The organism is Pseudarthrobacter xylosi, from assembly GCF_055412765.1.
The window spans coordinates 396,635-412,465 of record NZ_JBVAYT010000001.1 but is presented as its reverse complement, the minus strand read 5'-3'; the positions used below and the strand labels follow the sequence as shown (position 1 = coordinate 412,465).

Annotated in this window: 15 protein-coding genes and 1 pseudogene; 8 read left to right on the top strand and 8 right to left on the bottom strand. The window is 64.9% G+C overall.

The genetic code is table 11. From position 1 onward, the window contains the following. Positions 1-30: 30 nt before the first annotated feature. The 5 genes and pseudogenes from ACZY1F_RS01930 to ACZY1F_RS21245 all read right to left on the bottom strand — a co-directional run. Complete coding sequence (locus ACZY1F_RS01930; protein WP_463939974.1) at positions 31-441, bottom strand: (R)-mandelonitrile lyase; 411 nt, start codon at positions 439-441, stop codon at positions 31-33. Beyond that, positions 438-1,277, bottom strand: coding sequence for an oxidoreductase (locus tag ACZY1F_RS01925; RefSeq protein WP_463939973.1), 840 nt, complete (start codon positions 1,275-1,277; stop codon positions 438-440). The genes ACZY1F_RS01930 and ACZY1F_RS01925 overlap by 4 nt, the downstream gene beginning before the upstream one ends. Positions 1,278-1,301: 24 nt before the next feature. Further along, positions 1,302-2,339 carry an alcohol dehydrogenase catalytic domain-containing protein gene (locus ACZY1F_RS01920; RefSeq protein ID WP_463939972.1) on the bottom strand — a complete coding sequence of 346 codons (1,038 nt, stop codon included), beginning with the start codon at positions 2,337-2,339 and terminating at the stop codon, positions 1,302-1,304. A 133-nt stretch (positions 2,340-2,472) separates the two neighbouring features. Beyond that, positions 2,473-2,556 carry a YhaZ family DNA alkylation repair protein gene (locus ACZY1F_RS21250; protein ID WP_498049653.1) on the bottom strand — a complete coding sequence of 28 codons (84 nt, stop codon included), beginning with the start codon at positions 2,554-2,556 and terminating at the stop codon, positions 2,473-2,475. An 85-nt stretch (positions 2,557-2,641) separates the two neighbouring features. Further along, positions 2,642-2,773, bottom strand: a pseudogene (locus tag ACZY1F_RS21245) (YhaZ family DNA alkylation repair protein); the annotation flags it as partial. A 951-nt stretch (positions 2,774-3,724) separates the two neighbouring features. On the opposite strand from ACZY1F_RS21245, the gene ACZY1F_RS01910 reads away from it, so the two are divergent. Further along, positions 3,725-4,504, top strand: a complete 780-nt coding sequence (locus tag ACZY1F_RS01910; RefSeq protein ID WP_463939970.1) for a phosphatase PAP2 family protein — start codon at positions 3,725-3,727, stop codon at positions 4,502-4,504. A gap of 5 nt (positions 4,505-4,509) precedes the next feature. Continuing rightward, on the top strand, positions 4,510-4,818 hold the full coding sequence (locus ACZY1F_RS01905; protein WP_463939969.1) for an MmcQ/YjbR family DNA-binding protein: 309 nt from the start codon (positions 4,510-4,512) through the stop codon (positions 4,816-4,818). Here ACZY1F_RS01905 and ACZY1F_RS01900 read toward each other — a convergent pair. Continuing rightward, positions 4,807-6,267: an AAA family ATPase gene (locus ACZY1F_RS01900; protein ID WP_463939968.1), complete on the bottom strand. Its 1,461-nt coding sequence runs from the start codon at positions 6,265-6,267 to the stop codon at positions 4,807-4,809. The two genes, ACZY1F_RS01905 and ACZY1F_RS01900, sit on opposite strands and share 12 nt — an antisense overlap. A gap of 135 nt (positions 6,268-6,402) precedes the next feature. Between ACZY1F_RS01900 and ACZY1F_RS01895 the strand changes: the two genes are divergently transcribed. The 6 genes from ACZY1F_RS01895 (at position 6,403) to ACZY1F_RS01870 (ending at position 13,813) form a co-directional block, all read left to right on the top strand. Then, the gene (locus ACZY1F_RS01895) at positions 6,403-7,839 is read left to right on the top strand and encodes a family 43 glycosylhydrolase (RefSeq protein WP_463939967.1); all 1,437 of its coding nucleotides are present in this window, start codon (positions 6,403-6,405) and stop codon (positions 7,837-7,839) included. 47 nt (positions 7,840-7,886) lie between these two features. Next, positions 7,887-9,221 carry an ABC transporter substrate-binding protein gene (locus ACZY1F_RS01890; protein ID WP_463939966.1) on the top strand — a complete coding sequence of 445 codons (1,335 nt, stop codon included), beginning with the start codon at positions 7,887-7,889 and terminating at the stop codon, positions 9,219-9,221. A 43-nt stretch (positions 9,222-9,264) separates the two neighbouring features. Further along, positions 9,265-10,146, top strand: a complete 882-nt coding sequence (locus tag ACZY1F_RS01885) for a carbohydrate ABC transporter permease (RefSeq protein ID WP_463939965.1) — start codon at positions 9,265-9,267, stop codon at positions 10,144-10,146. Next, the gene (locus tag ACZY1F_RS01880) at positions 10,143-11,048 is read left to right on the top strand and encodes a carbohydrate ABC transporter permease (RefSeq protein ID WP_463939964.1); all 906 of its coding nucleotides are present in this window, start codon (positions 10,143-10,145) and stop codon (positions 11,046-11,048) included. The genes ACZY1F_RS01885 and ACZY1F_RS01880 overlap by 4 nt, the downstream gene beginning before the upstream one ends. A gap of 38 nt (positions 11,049-11,086) precedes the next feature. Next, positions 11,087-12,166 (top strand): LacI family DNA-binding transcriptional regulator, encoded by a 1,080-nt coding sequence (locus tag ACZY1F_RS01875; RefSeq protein WP_463939963.1) that lies wholly within the window; start codon positions 11,087-11,089, stop codon positions 12,164-12,166. A 105-nt stretch (positions 12,167-12,271) separates the two neighbouring features. After that, positions 12,272-13,813, top strand: a complete 1,542-nt coding sequence (locus ACZY1F_RS01870) for a glycoside hydrolase family 1 protein (protein ID WP_463939962.1) — start codon at positions 12,272-12,274, stop codon at positions 13,811-13,813. Positions 13,814-13,840: 27 nt separating this feature from the next. Here the strand turns inward: ACZY1F_RS01870 and ACZY1F_RS01865 are convergent, their stop codons facing one another. Both ACZY1F_RS01865 and ACZY1F_RS01860 read right to left on the bottom strand, forming a co-directional pair. Next, the gene (locus ACZY1F_RS01865) at positions 13,841-14,923 is read right to left on the bottom strand and encodes an App1 family protein phosphatidate phosphatase (protein ID WP_463939961.1); all 1,083 of its coding nucleotides are present in this window, start codon (positions 14,921-14,923) and stop codon (positions 13,841-13,843) included. A gap of 81 nt (positions 14,924-15,004) precedes the next feature. Continuing rightward, positions 15,005-15,736 (bottom strand): DUF72 domain-containing protein, encoded by a 732-nt coding sequence (locus tag ACZY1F_RS01860; RefSeq protein WP_463939960.1) that lies wholly within the window; start codon positions 15,734-15,736, stop codon positions 15,005-15,007. Positions 15,737-15,831 lie beyond the last annotated feature (95 nt).

Sequence of the window (15,831 nt, the reverse complement as noted above, 5' to 3'; positions counted from 1 at the left end):
GCGGCGCAACTGCGGGTGCCTGTCGTCTTCCTATGTCGTCGAGGGGTATTCGTCGGCAGTGAGCTTGGCACCCCAGACCGTTTCGGGTTCCTCGCTGTCCACGGGCGCTTCCCACAGGGCGAGGTGGCACATGAAGTTGCCTTCCGTCGCGCCGTGCCAGTGCCACTCGCCCGCGGGCGTATAGACGGTATCGCCGGGGTGCAGCTGGATCAGCTCTTCCCCACGCGATTGGACATACCCCATGCCTTCCGTGACGTGCAGGGTCTGCCCGACGGCGTGCCTATGCCAGGCGGTGTGCGCGCCGGGGGTGAAGCGCACCAGATTCAGCCGGGCGCGGGAGGGCTGCTGGCCGGAGTAGTACGCGTTGAAATAGACGTCGCCGGTAAACCAGTCCTCGGGTCCCTTGACGGTGGACGTCTTGGGTTGCTTAAGCGTGCTCATGCTTTGTCTCCTTCGATGCCGGTGCTGAGGCTGAGGTCCCGCCACTGGTCCAGTTCCGAGCGCTGCCATTCGGCCACTGCGGCAAAGGCGCCGAAAGCGTCTTCGCCCAGCACCAGCAGCGCCGGCGGGTCCGCACTTTCGGCGACCTTCACGATGGCTTCCGCAGCCTTGGCCGGGTCACCCGGCTGTGTTCCATCCATCGTGTCGTTCTCCTTGCGCCGCTTCCCGGCCGTCTCCGCGTAGTCCTCGATCGGCGTCGCCGACTGCGTCAGCGAGCGGCCCGCGAAGTCGGTGCGGAACGCGCCGGGTTCGATGACGGTGACGTGGATGCCCAGCGGTTTGAGTTCCTTGTGGAGCGATCCGGAGAGGCCCTCCAGGGCCGCCTTGGTGGCCGAGTAGTAGCCCGACCCGGCCGGCGAGATGCGCGCACCGATCGAGGAGATGTTCAGGATGGACCCTGACCGGTTCGCGCGCATGCCCGGGAGGACTGCTTTGATCATGTCCACAGCGCCGAAGACGTTTGTGTCGAACAATTGCCGGATGTCGGCGTCGTCCGCTTCTTCCACCGCGGCGCGGTAGCCGTAGCCGGCGTTGTTGACCAGCACGTCGACGCCGCCAAATCGTGTCTGCGCCTGTTGGACCACCGTGCTGATCTGCGCCCGGTCAGTGACGTCGAGCGGAAGTGCCAAGGCCGTGTCCAGGTAAGCGGCCGTGATGTCTTCCACCGCGGTGACGCTTCGTGCCGTGACGACGGCGTTGTGGCCGTGCGCCAGAACGGTTTGTGCGAGTGCGCGGCCGAGTCCGGTGGAGCAGCCTGTAATGAGCCAGGTAGCCATGGTTGGTTCCTTTCGAGAGTGACGCTACGGACGGACCAGGACCTTGAGGGCCTCGCGGGAATCCATCGCGCGATAGCCGTCGGGCACGTCGTTCAGGCCGATGGTGCGGTCGAATACCTTGCCCGGGTTCACGGAGCCGTCCAGGACGCCGGGCAGCAGCGTCTCGATGTAGGCGCGGACGGGAGCGGGGCCGCCGGTGAGTGTGATGTTCGGGCCGAACATGGAGCCGAAACCGATCGGGGCGTCCTCGTACTGGGGCACGCCCACCCGGCTGATCACGCCTCCCGGGCGGATCACGCCGAGGGCCTGGTCGTACGCCGGGCGGTGCCCCACGCACTCAAGAACGGTATGCGTCCCGTCGCCACCGCTGAGTTCGCGGACCTTCTCGATGCCGGCCCCACCGCGCTCGGCGACGACGTCGGTGGCGCCGTATTCGATGCCCAGGTCGGTGCGGGCCTTGTGGCGGCCCATCAGGATAATCTGTTCGGCACCGAGCTGCTTGGCGGACAGCACCGCCATCAGCCCCACGGCGCCGTCACCGATGACCGTGACGGTGGTCCGGGCGTTGACGCCTGCCTTGATAGCGGCGTGGTAGCCGGTGCCGTAGACATCGGAGAGGGTCAGGAGCGAGGGCAGCAGCTCACTGTCCTCACCCACCGGGGCCTTGACCAGGGTGCCATCGGCGAACGGCACGCGGACGGCCTCGGCCTGGGCGCCGCCGATCCCGCCGGCGGCCCAGAACCCGCCGTGGCGGCAGGAGGTCTGCAGGCCTTCACGGCAGAAGACACATGTCCCGTCGGACCAGGCGAACGGGGCGATGACGAAGTCCCCCTTCTTCAGGGTGGACACCTCTTTGCCCGTTTCCTCGACGACGCCGATGAACTCATGTCCCATGGGGCTGCCCTGCCTGGACGAGGGCATGCCGTGGTAGGGGTGCAGGTCGGAGCCGCAGATACAGGAATTAACGATCCGCACGATGGCATCGGTCGGATTCTGGATGACGGGGTCGGGCACGTTCTCCACGCGCACGTCGCCGGCGCCATACATGATGGTTGCTCGCATTTTCGTTTCCTCATCACTTCGTCAGGGGCAGGAGCCCGGATGTTCCTTTACTAGCGAACCGCACATTCCGCTCGGGTGGGAGTGGCTGCTGATACAGGTACCCGCAGTGCCTCCCACCGACCGATGGGATAGCTCAGAGATGCAGCTCAAACTCCGTGTGCCCGTGCCGGATCCCGTTGATTTGCAGTTCCAAGGCGTGGACCCCCGGGTGGTGCACCCGGGTGGTGCACCCGGGTGGTCATCTGCCGGAAGGCATGACGCTTCGATAGTGTGCGGGTCTCACCGGCGGCCAGGGTGAGCGCCGCGATCTTGAAGACCTTGGCCGATTGCGTGCCGTTGGCTTTGACGTAGTGGACCACATAGTCCACGGCGAGCTGGGCATCGCCGTTTCCGGTGTTGGCGATCGCGAAGTCGAAAGCCAGTTCACCCGGCATGGCCACCGAGTTCCTGTCCAGCCTGGGCCCGGTGACAGCCACCGACGCCGGCGTGAACCCCTGCAGCGCAAGTGCACCGGGGTGGGCCTTCTTGATCAGCGTCCGCAGGCCATGCCTGACCACCCATGCGGTGTTGGCGTCCGGGGAGGCCAGCCAGCGAGCCGCCGTCGCCACCACTATCTCCGGTGCGTGCCGGGCCAGATCGTTGAGATGGTTCGCCACCGAGCGCCGCACGTACTCGGAAGGGTCCCGGTAGAGGGCGTCCAGAATGGGGAGGGTGGCCTCCGGATGAAGCACGACGGCGGGTACCCGCACCGCCCAGGGGAGGTACGGCCGCGTCCCCTCGCTGGCCAGCCGCCTGACATGCTGGTCATGATGCCCGGTCCAGCCCTGGATGATCTGCAGGGAACGCTCCAGGTCCGCGGCCAGCAGCCGGCGGATGGCGAACTCGCCGGTGAGCCTCGGGGTAAGTTCGGCCAGGAGGGACAGGCAGTCGTCAAAGTCAGGCGCAGTGCCTGATTCGAGGGTAAGCGTGACGGCCGCATCGGATACCGGCCAGAGGACCCACCCCATGAAACCGGCGCCGGAAAGGGCGCTCCGGAAGATGCGTGCCGCCGTCGGATATCCCGGATCCGGAAGCTGCCGGACGTCCGCCAGCAGCGCACTGCTCACAGCATCCGTCCGGCCGCGCAGGCTCAGATCGTCCAAGTGGGCGGCGGCAGCGGCGACGTGCGGCCAGTCCGTTCCCGGAGCGGCCTCAGCCAGGGTTCCGGCGAGTGTATCAACACCCTGCCGGTTGATCAGCTCATTCATCGCGCCCATTAAGTCAGGCTACCTCGGCGGGCTGACATGCCGGTGGGGAGCCGCCGTAGTAAAGATCAGGGCCAATAGCGGGCAGAAGGGATAATCTTCACCTTAGGCACTCCATAACGGCGCACGGACGGAAATACAGTGGCAGAGCAGGCAGGCAAGAACAGTTTTTGGCGGACCTTCCATGACAAGTTCGTGGTGGAGGAACGCTTCATGGAACCGGCCGCGCGGAAGGCCCTGTACCGGACGGCGGTGGTGCTCATCAGCGTGGGGACCCTGCTGTTCGTCGTTACGCTGGTGGGCGTCCTGCAGAGCAACACCGGCCCGTGGGGTCCCGACGAATCCATCCGCAACTGGCTGCTCTCGCTCCGGTCAGACACCCTCACTGCCGTGATGATCTTCCTCGCGGTGGTCTTCGGTCCCGTCGCCTTGCCCATCATCGTGCTGGTGGTGACGGTGGTCTGGGGGTTCGCGGCGAAACACGCCTGGCGGCCCATCATGCTCGCCGCCGCCATGCTGACCGGCGTCGTGATATCGCAGATCATCCTGGCGATCGTCCAGCGCTCGCGGCCCCCCGTGGAACTGATGCTGTTCGGCGCCGACCACACCTTCTCGTTCCCGTCCGGTCACGTCCTGGGTGCCTGCGACTTCCTGCTGGTGACCACGTTCCTGGTTTTCTCGAGACGGGAAAACCCGAGGTCGGCCGTCTTCGGCTTCGTGGGTGCGGGCATCGGCATAGTCCTCGCCGTGGTAAGCCGCCTGTACCTCGGCTACCACTGGTTCAGCGACGCGCTGGCCTCGATTACGCTCTCGCTGCTGATCCTCGGTGCCGCCATCGCCCTGGATACGTGGCGGACCGCCCGGATCCCCGGCGAACGGATCACGGGCGAACTCTCCAAGGCCGACGCGCCAGGCGACTAGCCGCGATGGCAACCGAGGACGACGTACGGAGGATGTGCCTGGCACTGTCCGGTGTCACCGAACGCAGCAGCTGGGACCAGCCGGCCTGGTTCGCGAAGACGCTGATGGCACGCCTGTGGGAGGAGGGCGTGCTGACGGTTAAGACCACCGAGCGCGAGGCCCTGGCCGGCACGGAACCCGAAACGTATTTCTGGACCCCGCACCACGAGCGGTCGCCGCAGCTGGTGCTGGTCCGGCTGGCGCGGATCGGCACCGAGGAACTCGGCGAACTGCTTGAGGAGTCCTACCGGCTGGCGGGCGGCCTAGGGTCTTGACCGGCCCGGTCCGGGGAAACCCGGCCCCGGCATGCCGGCCACGGGGAATCCCGGGAAACCGGGTGAGCCGGCCGCGTCCGTGCCGCTGCCCAGCAGGCTGCGGGTGAGGGTTTCGGCGTCGGCCATCAGGTCCTCCTCGGCGGCCGCCAGATGGGCATCAGACACCGGCGCGTCATCCAGTGCCGCCGCCACCACTGCCCGCCGGACCAGTTCCCGGGCGAAGGAGGCGGTGGTTCCCGCGGTGCGTTCCGCCACGGCATCCAGGGCTTCCGGGCTGAACGCAACCAGGCGGCCGTAGAGTTCCAGCAGCCGGACACGCTCGGCATGTGCCGGGAGCGGGATCTCCACCGCGAGGTCCACCCGGCCTGGCCGCTGAGCCAGTGCGCGTTCCAGCATGTCCGGCCGGTTGGTGGTGAGGACAAACGCGACGTCGGCGTCGTTGTCCAGGCCATCCATGGCGTCCAGCACCTCAAAAAGCAGCGGCTGCGGCCCGTGCCCGAAACTCCGGTCCTCGGCGATCAGGTCGCAGTCCTCCAGCACCACAATCGAGGGCTGCAGCGCGCGGGCCATGCGCGCGGCCTCGGAGATCCTGGCGAGCGACCCGCCCGAGAGGAGGATCGCCGTCGAGCCTTCACTCTGGCTCAGCAAGTGCCGCACGGTGTGGGTCTTGCCGGTCCCGGGCCGGCCGTAGAGCAGGATGCCGCGTTTGAGGTGCTGGCCGTGTTGCTTGAGGGACGCCCGGTGCGTGGCGATGCCCACGGTGTGGTCTGCGACCTTCTGCAGCAGGCCGTCGGGCAGGATAACGTCCGACGCCGGGAGGCTGGGGCGGTGGTGGAACGTCACCCCCGCTGTGCTCGGCCCATACTCGGACATCACCAGGGAGATGACCTGGCCCTTGAGGACGCTGTTGTTGTCTATCCGGAGACGGAACTCGGCCAGGAACTCGTTGGCTGTTCCGGGCCCGGTGGCCAGCACTTCCAAGGTGGCCGTTTGACGCCCGGTCCGGGGGTCCGCGTCGCGCTGAAAGACAGCCAGCCTGTGGCCTTCGAAACTGAAGAGCCAGAGCCCCATGGCCACCGCCTGGCGCTGCGTATCAGGTCCCACGGCAAGGTTGGTGTAGTCGGGCTGGGACAGCGGAAACTGGGGAAACAGCTGGGACTGCTGCACCATGTCGCTGAGTGTCTGGTGGTGCCGCTGCGCGCCGCCGATGCCCACCAACTTGCTGTCCGGATCCTGATTGGCAAACTCCGCCATCAGGATGTCTGCGTCCACAAACCGGTGCGGCGGGATGTTCTCCACCACCACGGAGAGGCCCACGGCCGGCTCTCCCAAATGCTCTGTTAGCGCTTCCAACAGCTGCTTGCCCGCCTGCTGCCGCTGGCTCCCGGCCTGCGCCAGCTGAACCAGTGCCGAAAAATCGTCGATGAACTTCCCCAGTTTTTCATCCATGCACAGACCCTAACAGGGTGCCCGAATTAGACCAGCGAATGCACAAAACCAATTTTGCTAAAACGCTTGATCAAACTCAATCTCAGCGCTACCGTTGAGTGATCAAACGCTTTAGCAGAATGGACATCAGTGCCGATGAAACGCTCAGTTTTCTTCCAGCCCGCCGACGGCTGGGTTGGCGACCTCATCCCCTTCGAGAAGGACGGGGAGTTCTGGCTCTTCTACCTCCACGAGGTCCGGTCGGACCCGAAACCGGGAACCTCATGGAACCTCGTCACCACCAAGGACCTCACGCAGTTTGAGGACCAGGGCGTTTCGCTCCGTCACGGAAGCGAAACCGATCTGGACTTCAACGCTTACACGGGCAGCGTCGTCGTCGATGAAAACGGTATCCACCACCTGTTCTACACGGGACAGAACCCCCGCAACCTTGGACCGGACGGCGCACCCCTGCAACTCGTTATGCAGGCCACAAGTTCCGATGGCATGCAGACCTGGGTGAAGCACCCGGAACTTACCTTCGGCGCCCCGGACGGCTACGAGTCCGGGGACTGGCGGGATCCCTTCGTCTTCCGGGATGAAGCCGCAGGCCAGTGGCGGATGCTGCTGGCGGCACGGCACTCCGCCGGACCTGAACGCCGCCGCGGCGTTATTGCACAATGCGTCTCCGACGACCTCATGACCTGGCAGCACACCGAACCGTTCTGGGATCCGCGGCGCTACATCACGCATGAATGCCCGGACGTCTTCGCGTGGGGTGACTGGTGGTACATGGTCTACTCGGAGTTCTCCGAATCGTTCACTACCCGGTACCGCATGGCCAAGAGCCCCGACGGCCCGTGGACCGTACCAGACCTGGACAGCATCGATGGGCGGGCCTACTACGCCTCAAAGACCGCAGAGCGAGACGGGCGCCGCTTCTTTTTCGGCTGGATCGCCAGCAAGGAAGGCAACCGCGACGACGGCCCCTGGCAGTGGGCAGGCACCATGTCCGTCCTGGAAGCCCGGCAAAACCCGGATGGAACGCTCGGATTCGCCTTCGCGGATGAACTCGTGGACAGCTTCTGGGACGAGGTACCGGTGTCTCTCACGCACGAACTCCCCACCCGGCTTAGCGTCCCGGACGGATATGCCGCCGTCGTCTCGAAGGAAGAACTGCCCAGCCAGTTCTATGCCAAGGTAGTACTGGACATTGGCGCCGGGACCACGGAATGCGGTCTGCTGCTGCGCTCAGGCCCGGACGGTGACCAGTCCTACGTACTGCGCCTTGAACCGAAGCGCGGCAGGCTGGTCTTCGACCGGTGGCCAAGGACCAGCACCGGTGACGCGCAATGGCATGTCTCCGGTGACGTTCCGTTCGACCTCGAAGTGGAACGCCCGTGCGATCTTGCCCCCGGCGAACACACCCTGGAAGTCATCGTGGACGGCGACATCTGCGTTGCCGTACTGGACCGGCAAGTGGCCCTCAGCACCAGGATCTACGACTTGCCCGCGGGGCGGATCGGCGTTTTCGCCGGCGAAGGATCCGTCACCGTCACTGAACTTGAAATACTCCAGCGCACCGACAACTAAATACCCACCACCCTCATCCTCCGTTCCAATCAAGGGAGATTGCCCTCATGAATAAACTGTTCCGTGCTGCCGCTGTTGCAGCCGTCACCGCCCTGGCTCTGACAGCCTGCGGCGGTGGAGGGTCCAGTGACCCTTCCAACGTCAGCCCCACCGGGGAAATCAAAGCCCGTGAAATCTCGTGGCTGCTTTCCCGGCCAGCGGACGGGGCCGTCATCAACATCATGAAGAAGCTCGCGGACGAGTACGCCAAAGACCACCCGGGCTTCGAACTGAACCTCATCACCACCCCCGACCGGCCCTCCTACATCCAAAAGCTCGAGACGCTGGCCGCGGCCAACAAACTCCCCGAACTCTTCGACACCGACGCCACGCCTTTCGCCCAACAGCTGGCCAAACAAGGCAAAATGGTCGACGCCGAAAAGCTGCTGAAGTCCCTGGATGTCTATGACGACTACCGGCCCAGCGCGCTGGACTACCAGCGGTTCGACGACGGGTCCCTGAACATGATTCCGTTCCAGTTCGAGCTGGAGTTCGTCTGGTACAACAAGGCCCTGCTGCAGAAGGCAGGGGTCGCCGTCCCAAAGTCCCTCGATGACATCCCCGCCATGTGCACCGCCCTGCGCGATGCCGGCATCACCCCCATCGCCATCGACGGCCAGGACCAGTGGCCGCTCGAGCGGTACGTCGCCTACCAGCCGTTCCGTGAAGCCGGTCCGGATTTCATCCAGAAGCTCAAGAAGGGCGAAGCGAAGTTCTCTGACCCCGCCGGCCAGAAGACCGTCGAATGGCTGGCAGCGCTCGGCAAGGCCAAGTGCTTCCAGGACGGCTTCTCCTCGCAGGGCTACTCCGACGCCCAGAACCAGTTCACCTCCGGCCAGGCAGCGATGTACAACATCGGCACCTGGGAACTGCCAAGCCTGGCGACGGACAAGCTGAATCCTGACGTGCGCGACGACATCGACTTCTTCACCCTGCCCACCACTGCGGGGTCCGTCACCGCGGCCAACGAGTTCGTCTCGCCGTCCGGGATCGGCATGGCCGTCAACTCCAAGACCTACGACCCGCTCGTCAGCGACTTCCTGAAGTTCGCCCTGACGAAGTACCCGGCCGAATACGCGGCCACCGGTGCGCTCTCGCCGACCACCAAGGTGGAGACCGTCGTACCGGCCAACGCAACACCCCTGTACAAGAAGGCCCTGGAGAAGGCCAACGACCTCGGAGGCAAACAGGCCATGCCGTGGGACACCCAGCTTGACCCGACAACCAACGGCCGGCTGCAGCAGGAGCTCGTGCTTCTCGTCCAGGGCAACATCACACCAGAACAGTTCACCAGCACGATGGACAGCACCATCGCGCAGAACGCGCCGAAGTTCTTCAAGTAACCACAGTGGTGGGGGCTGCGGCCCCCACCCGAAAGGCCTAGCCATGCTCCCCAACAGGTCACGACTTTCTGTCCTGGTGTTCCTGCTCCCACCCCTGCTCCTTTACTGTGTCGCCGTGCTGTTCCCAATCGTGCAGTCGCTGTTCCTCAGCTTCTTCTCCTGGAACGGCATCAGCGACATGGAGTTCGTAGGGCTCGCCAACTACGTGCGGATGCTCACCGGAGACGACATCTTCTGGCGCTCCTTCTTCAACGCCCTCGGGTACCTCGCCATCTGCCTGGTACTGCAGCTCGGCGGCGCCTTGCTCGTCGCCAGCCTCCTCACCTCCATGCGGCGCGGCCGCGAGCTCATCAAAACGCTCTACCTGCTGCCTGCGGTGATCTCCACCGTGGCCATCGCGTTCCTCTTCGTGCGGATCTACTCGATCGAACCGGTTGGCCTGCTCAACCAGCTCCTGCACTGGATCGGCCTGGGCGCCCTTGAACGGCCCTGGCTCTCGGACATCAACACCGTTCTCGCCGCAGTATCGGCGCCGGAAGGATGGCGGTTCACCGGCCTGTACATGCTCATCATCTACGCCGCGCTGCTGTCCGTCCCGCAGGAACTTGAGGAGGCTGCCCGCCTCGACGGCGCGTCGCGGTGGCAGCTGTTCACCAAGATCCGCTTTCCGCACATCATGCCCGTCTGGATCACCACCACGATCATGGCAACAACCTACGGCCTGCGCGGATTCGACATTCCCTACCTCATGACGAACGGCGGTCCCGGACAGTCCTCGGAGCTGCTGACCACATATATGTACAAGACGGCCTTCTCGAGCACCGACTTCGGATACGCCAGCACCATCGCCGTCTTCATCGTGGTCGAGTGCCTGGTCGCCGTGGGGCTCATCCTCTTCCTGCTCAAACGAAAGGCGGACGCATGAGCGCGCCGGCAGCTCCGATTACCAGGCCCAGGGCCGTACCATCAGACAGCGGGCCGCCGCCTCGCAGGCGCCGGCCTCCCAGCCTCCACAGCACCCTGTCAAGAGTGCTTATCGCCCTCATCGTCATCGTGCAGGTCTACCCCCTCGCCTGGCTGTTCATTACCAGCCTGCGCACCGAACACGACTTCGCCACTGGTGACCCCTTCGCGCTGCCAAAGTCCCTGACGTGGGAGAACTACACCCGCGCGTTCGAGACGGGCAACCTGTGGTTGAACATCCTCAACAGCTTCATCGTCACCATGGGCGCCAATGTCCTGATTGTGCTTTTGGGAATGATGGCGGCCTATGCGCTGCAGGTCCTCGGGTTCCGGTTCAGCAAGTTCGTCCGCAGCCTCTTCCTGATCGGCATCATCGTGCCCGTCCAGATCGCCCTCGTGCCGCTCTTCATCGACTACTCAACCATCAACCTGCTCGACACCTACCCGTCGATGATCATTCCCCTGGCAGGCTTCGCCCTGCCGATGTCGATCTACCTGTTCTCCTCGTTCTTCGAATACATCCCCCGGGAAACGTACGAGGCCGCCTCCCTGGACGGGGCAGGACCGTACCGTATTTTCGGTCTCATCACGCTGCCCTTGTCGGTAAATACCGTCGTGACAGTCGTCCTGGTCAACAGCATCTTCATCTGGAACGACTTCATCTTCGCCAACACCTTCGTCCTCTCCGAAGAACTGAAGACCATTCCGCTGGGCCTGCAGAACTACATCGGCGCCATGGGTAAGACTGACTGGACAGCCACCTTTGCCGCCGTCTGCGTCACCATCACGCCCCTGCTGCTGGTGTTCCTCGTGCTGAACAAAGCAATGATCCAAGGCCTGGAGAGCGGGGCGACCAAAGGGTGACGGCAGGAACAGACGGATATACTCCTCGAGGAGGGCACATGATTTCGCAGGAGAATAGTTCGGTCACGCCAGTGGGTGCAGGTGCACCCCTCAAACGGCCCGGGCGCCCCCAACCCGTCACCCTCAGGCAGGTCGCCGAGGCCGCGGGCGTCTCCACCGCCACCGTCTCCCTGGTAGTCAACAAGAAAAAGGCTGCCCGGATTTCCGACGAGACCCGCCAGCGTGTGCGGGACGCCATCCGGGACCTGGGCTACCGGCCAAATGCCCTGGCGCAGACCCTGGTCAGCGGGAGTTCGCGGTTCATCGGGCTCGTCGCCGACGCCATTGCCACCACCCCTTTTGCCGGCCAGATCATCCACGGCGCCCAGGACGAAGCCTGGAAGCACGGCTACGCACTGCTCATCGCCAACACCGAAGGCAACCGCGAGCTGGAGACGGACGCGATTGCCATGATGCTCGAATACAAGGTCCGCGGAATCCTCTACTCCACCTGGTTCCACCGGCCCACGGACATCCCTGCGTCACTGCGGGAGTCGGACTTCGTCCTGGTCAACTGCTTTTCCACTGAACCGGGTGCCCGGGCTGTGGTCCCGGATGAAGTACAGGGTGGCCGCTCAGCCACCGAGATCCTGCTGAAGCACGGCCACCGCCGGATCGCTTTCATCAACGCCACCATCCCGGCCCCGGCCAAGGACGGACGGCTCCAGGGCTACAAGGAGGCGCTGGAAGCGGTAGGCATCCCGTTTGACGAGGGCCTGGTCCTGGAGGCCTACCCGGACCAGGAAGGCGGGTACGGAGCCACCGAGGAACTCCTCAAACGCGACGTCACCGCCGTGTACTGCTACAACGATCGCATGGCGATGGGACTTTACGACGGCCTGCGCGAGCACGGCATGTCCATCCCGGACGACATGGCCGTGGTGGGGTTCGACAACCAGGAAGTTATCGCCGCCCACCTCCGGCCCCCGCTTTCCACGGTATCCCTGCCGCATTACGAACTGGGTGCTGCGGGGGTGCGGATGCTGCTCGGCCTGGACGAAGCACCGGCCAGTTCCGCCGCAAAAATTTACTGTCCCAGCGTGGAACGAACCTCGGTGCAGGCGTTGGCACCGGCCTAGTCGGCCGCGTAGATCCGGCCGATCTGCCATCTCGTCAACACCGCTTCGGTGTGCCATTCTGGGACGTACCATTTCCACGTTTCTCCTTCACAGAGGACTGAATCCATGCACATTTCCGCCAAGGACTTGGCCGCGCTCATCCCTGCGGACTTCACCCTGGGCGTGGCTACGGCGGCCTACCAGATCGAGGGCGCACTCACCGAGGACGGCCGTGGCCCGGCGGGTTGGGATATCTTCTCGGCCAAGGAAGGTGCCATCGTGGACGGCCACAGCCCGGCCGTGGCCTGCGACCACTACCACCGCATGCCCGGCGACGTTGCCCTCATGAAGCAGCTGGGCGTCGACTCATACCGGTTCTCGCTGTCCTGGCCGCGGATCCAGCCAAACGGCAGCGGGCCGGTGAATCCTGCCGGGCTGGCGTTCTATGACCGGCTCCTGGACGAGCTCCTGGCCAACGGGATTTCGCCCATGGTCACCCTCTATCACTGGGACACGCCGCTGGCATTGGACGACGCCGGCGGCTGGATGAATCGCGATACCGCCTACCGTCTGGGCGAGTTCGCGGCGATCGCCGCTGCTGCCTACGGCGACCGGGTTGCCCGCTGGGTCACCATCAACGAGCCGGCCACGGTCAGCACCAACGGCTACACCATGGGCCTGCACTCACCGGGCGAAGCGCTGATGCTAAACGCGCTCCCCAGCGTGCACCACCAGCTTTTGGGCCACGGGCTCGCGATGCAGGCATTGCGCGGCGCCGGGGTTCCGGGAGAGATCGGGATGACCAACGTGTACTCGCCCATGGTCCCGAACTCGATCAACCCCTTGGACAAGCTGAGCGCCGGCATGATGGATATCGCACAGAACCGGCTGTACGCGGACCCCGTCCTCACGGGCCAATATCCGGACGTCATCCGCGCCGCGAAGTTCTTCGGCTCCTTCGACCATCCGGACGAGGACATGGAGATCATCTCCCAACCGCTGGATTTCTACGGCCTGAACTACTACATGCCCACGAAGGTAGCCGTCGGCGCCGGTGAGGGGGCGGTGCCGGCCACCATGGCGGAGGCCATGGGCAGCGACCTGAGTGCGGCCGGCAGCGGCTCCACGCCGTTCCACGTCGAGGCCTGGCCCGAAGCGGACATCACCGCCTACGGCTGGCCGGTGAAGCCCGAGTATATGGGGGTGGCGCTGAAGGAAATGGCGGAACGGTACCCCCATCTGCCGCCGGTGATCATCACCGAGGGCGGGGCGAGTTTCGAGGACATCATCGTCCGCGATAAGTCCACCAACACTACGTTCATTCCGGACGAGCGGCGCCTGAAATACCTGTCGGACCACATCGAGTCCGCGCTGAAGGCCACGGCTCCCGGCGGCGAAGCCGAGGGCATTGACCTGCGTGGCTACTACGTGTGGTCCCTCATGGACAACTTCGAATGGTCGGCAGGCTACAACCAGCCGTTCGGCCTGCTCCACGTTGATTTCGAGACCCTGGAGCGAACGCCGAAGGCGTCCTACTTCTGGCTCCAGGAGCTCATCGAGGAGCGGAACCTTGCCGCCGCGGCCGGTGCCGCCGTCGCGCAGGCCATGGAACCTGACGCTACGGAAGCGCCCGACGACGGCGTGACCACCTCGGGTGCCACCGCCTAGTTTGACAGGGCTTCTGGCCTCGCAGGTCTAAAGCAGGTCCAGGACCTTGAGCTGTTTGGCCATCCCCGCGCCGTCCGGCGAATAGATCCAGGGCACCACCGAGGTGGTGTGGTCGCCGTCCTCGGAGTGCCCGCCGGCGAAAACGGACTCGCTGACAGAAAGCTGCCGGATGGCGATGGCGGCCACTTTGTCGGCGTTTTCCTGGGCAAAGCCTGAATAGATCTGCTCGTCGTGCTGGCCGTTGTCGCCGATCAGGAGCCAGCGCATGTCCGGAAATTCCTTGGCGAGGCGCTCCAGATTTCGGTGCTTGTGCTCCTGACCGCTGCGGAACCAGCGGTCCTGAGTCAGGCCCCAGTCTGTGAGCAGGAGGGCGCCGGACGGATACATGTTCCGGCCCAGGAACCGCGCCAGGGTGGGGGCGGCATTCCACGGACCCGTGGACAGGTAGATGACCGGCGCGTCCGGGTGTTCAATGGTGAGCCTTTCCAGCAGGACCGCCATCCCCGGCGTTGCCATCCGTGCGCGTTCGCTGAGGACAAACGTGTTCCACAGAGCCAGGAACGGCCTGGGCAGGGCGGTGACCATCACGGTGTCGTCGATGTCGGACACGATGCCGAACTTCGCATCCGCGTCGATCACTTGGATCTGCGTCTCCACGGGTTCGGTCCCGTCAGCCCGCAGCACAGCGGTGTGCCAGCCCGGCGGGAGCGCCACGTCCACCACGGTGTCGATCAGACCGCCCCGGTCTGCCCGGACCCGGGCGGTGACGCCGCCGATGGTGATTTCCACCTCGACGAACTGCATCGGAACGCTGGTGAAGGCCCGCCAGCCGCGGACGTTCTGATTGCCGTTGCGCGCTGCGTGCTCTGCCCGGCTGCCCGGGGCAGGATTCTTGGTCAACAGGACGCGGCCAAGCACCCGTACCCAGCTGGTTGAACCGTAGCCCTGGTACGCAATGGTCTGTGACGTGAAATTCCAGCCCTTGGCCAGCTGAATGCGGACGGCGTTGACGACGTCGGAAATCCGGTGCGCCAGACGGAGAGTCCGGGTACCGGACAGTGGTGCGGGATGCGGAGTGTTCTGCGGTGAGTTCTGAGGAGCCCTGTCCATGCCTCCACTCTGCCACAGCGCAACCGCGCGCCGGGCACCTTGGCGGTCCCGCCGTCGGGCGTGACGTCATCCCTCACCAAGTCAGCCCTCACCAAGGAGCCAGCGGAGGGTGTCGGCGTTCCGCACGGCGTTCCCGCCGCCGTCGTTATTGAAATAGGCATAGACGTCCTTGCCGGCCGCCGACCATTCGCGGATGCGGTCCGCCCACCACTGCAAATCCGTGTCGGAGTAGGAGCCGCCGTACAGGTGCTGATGGTCAGGCCCATGGAGCCGGAGGTAGACGAAGGGCGCCGTGGCGCGGAGGATGCACGGCAGATGGGCCCCGCTCATGATGCAGTAGGCGGCCTGGTGCCGTTCCAGCACGGCGTAGACGTCCGGATGGTCCCAGCTGGGGTGCCGGAACTCCACGGTCACCCGGATCCACCACGGGACCGCGGCGAGGAAGTAATCCAGCCGCGCATCATCGCGTTCCAGCTGCGGTGGCAGTTGGACCAACAGGACGGCCCGCTTGTCGCCCAGTTCGTGCCAGCAGCGTGCAATCCGCTCCAGCCAGACTTCGGGTGCGTAAAGCTTCTTGCCATGCGTCAGGCCCCGGGGGGCCTTGGCGGACATCGCAAACCCGTCCGGGAGCCTGCGCCGCCAGCTGGCGAAAGAGGCCTCCCGAGGCCACCGGTAAAAGCTGGCGTTCAACTCAACGGTGCCGAACCGGGAAACGTAGTGCTGGAGCCTGTCCCGGGCCGGGAGGCCTGGCGGGTACAGCACGTTCTCCCAGTGGTCATAGCTCCAGCCGGAAGTGCCGATATGTATCGCCACAGTCAGCTGACCCGCAGGGATGAGGGGTGATCCATGATGCCTCCGGTGTTCGTGGACCGGCCGTCAGTTCAGGCTACACCGCGGTGCTTTGGCGC

Excerpts from the sequence above, each read along its gene's own strand:
- ACZY1F_RS01890 (WP_463939966.1), top strand. The coding sequence starts at position 7,887 with ATGAATAAACTGTTCCGTGCTGCCGCTGTTGCAGCCGTCACCGCCCTG.
- ACZY1F_RS01900 (WP_463939968.1), bottom strand. The coding sequence starts at position 6,267 with ATGGATGAAAAACTGGGGAAGTTCATCGACGATTTTTCGGCACTGGTT.
- ACZY1F_RS01865 (WP_463939961.1), bottom strand. The coding sequence starts at position 14,923 with ATGGACAGGGCTCCTCAGAACTCACCGCAGAACACTCCGCATCCCGCA.
- ACZY1F_RS01870 (WP_463939962.1), top strand. The coding sequence starts at position 12,272 with ATGCACATTTCCGCCAAGGACTTGGCCGCGCTCATCCCTGCGGACTTC.
- ACZY1F_RS01880 (WP_463939964.1), top strand. The coding sequence starts at position 10,143 with ATGAGCGCGCCGGCAGCTCCGATTACCAGGCCCAGGGCCGTACCATCA.
- ACZY1F_RS01925 (WP_463939973.1), bottom strand. The coding sequence starts at position 1,277 with ATGGCTACCTGGCTCATTACAGGCTGCTCCACCGGACTCGGCCGCGCA.
- ACZY1F_RS01895 (WP_463939967.1), top strand. The coding sequence starts at position 6,403 with ATGAAACGCTCAGTTTTCTTCCAGCCCGCCGACGGCTGGGTTGGCGAC.
- ACZY1F_RS01920 (WP_463939972.1), bottom strand. The coding sequence starts at position 2,339 with ATGCGAGCAACCATCATGTATGGCGCCGGCGACGTGCGCGTGGAGAAC.
- ACZY1F_RS01885 (WP_463939965.1), top strand. The coding sequence starts at position 9,265 with ATGCTCCCCAACAGGTCACGACTTTCTGTCCTGGTGTTCCTGCTCCCA.
- ACZY1F_RS01930 (WP_463939974.1), bottom strand. The coding sequence starts at position 441 with ATGAGCACGCTTAAGCAACCCAAGACGTCCACCGTCAAGGGACCCGAG.
- ACZY1F_RS01875 (WP_463939963.1), top strand. The coding sequence starts at position 11,087 with ATGATTTCGCAGGAGAATAGTTCGGTCACGCCAGTGGGTGCAGGTGCA.
- ACZY1F_RS01905 (WP_463939969.1), top strand. The coding sequence starts at position 4,510 with ATGGCAACCGAGGACGACGTACGGAGGATGTGCCTGGCACTGTCCGGT.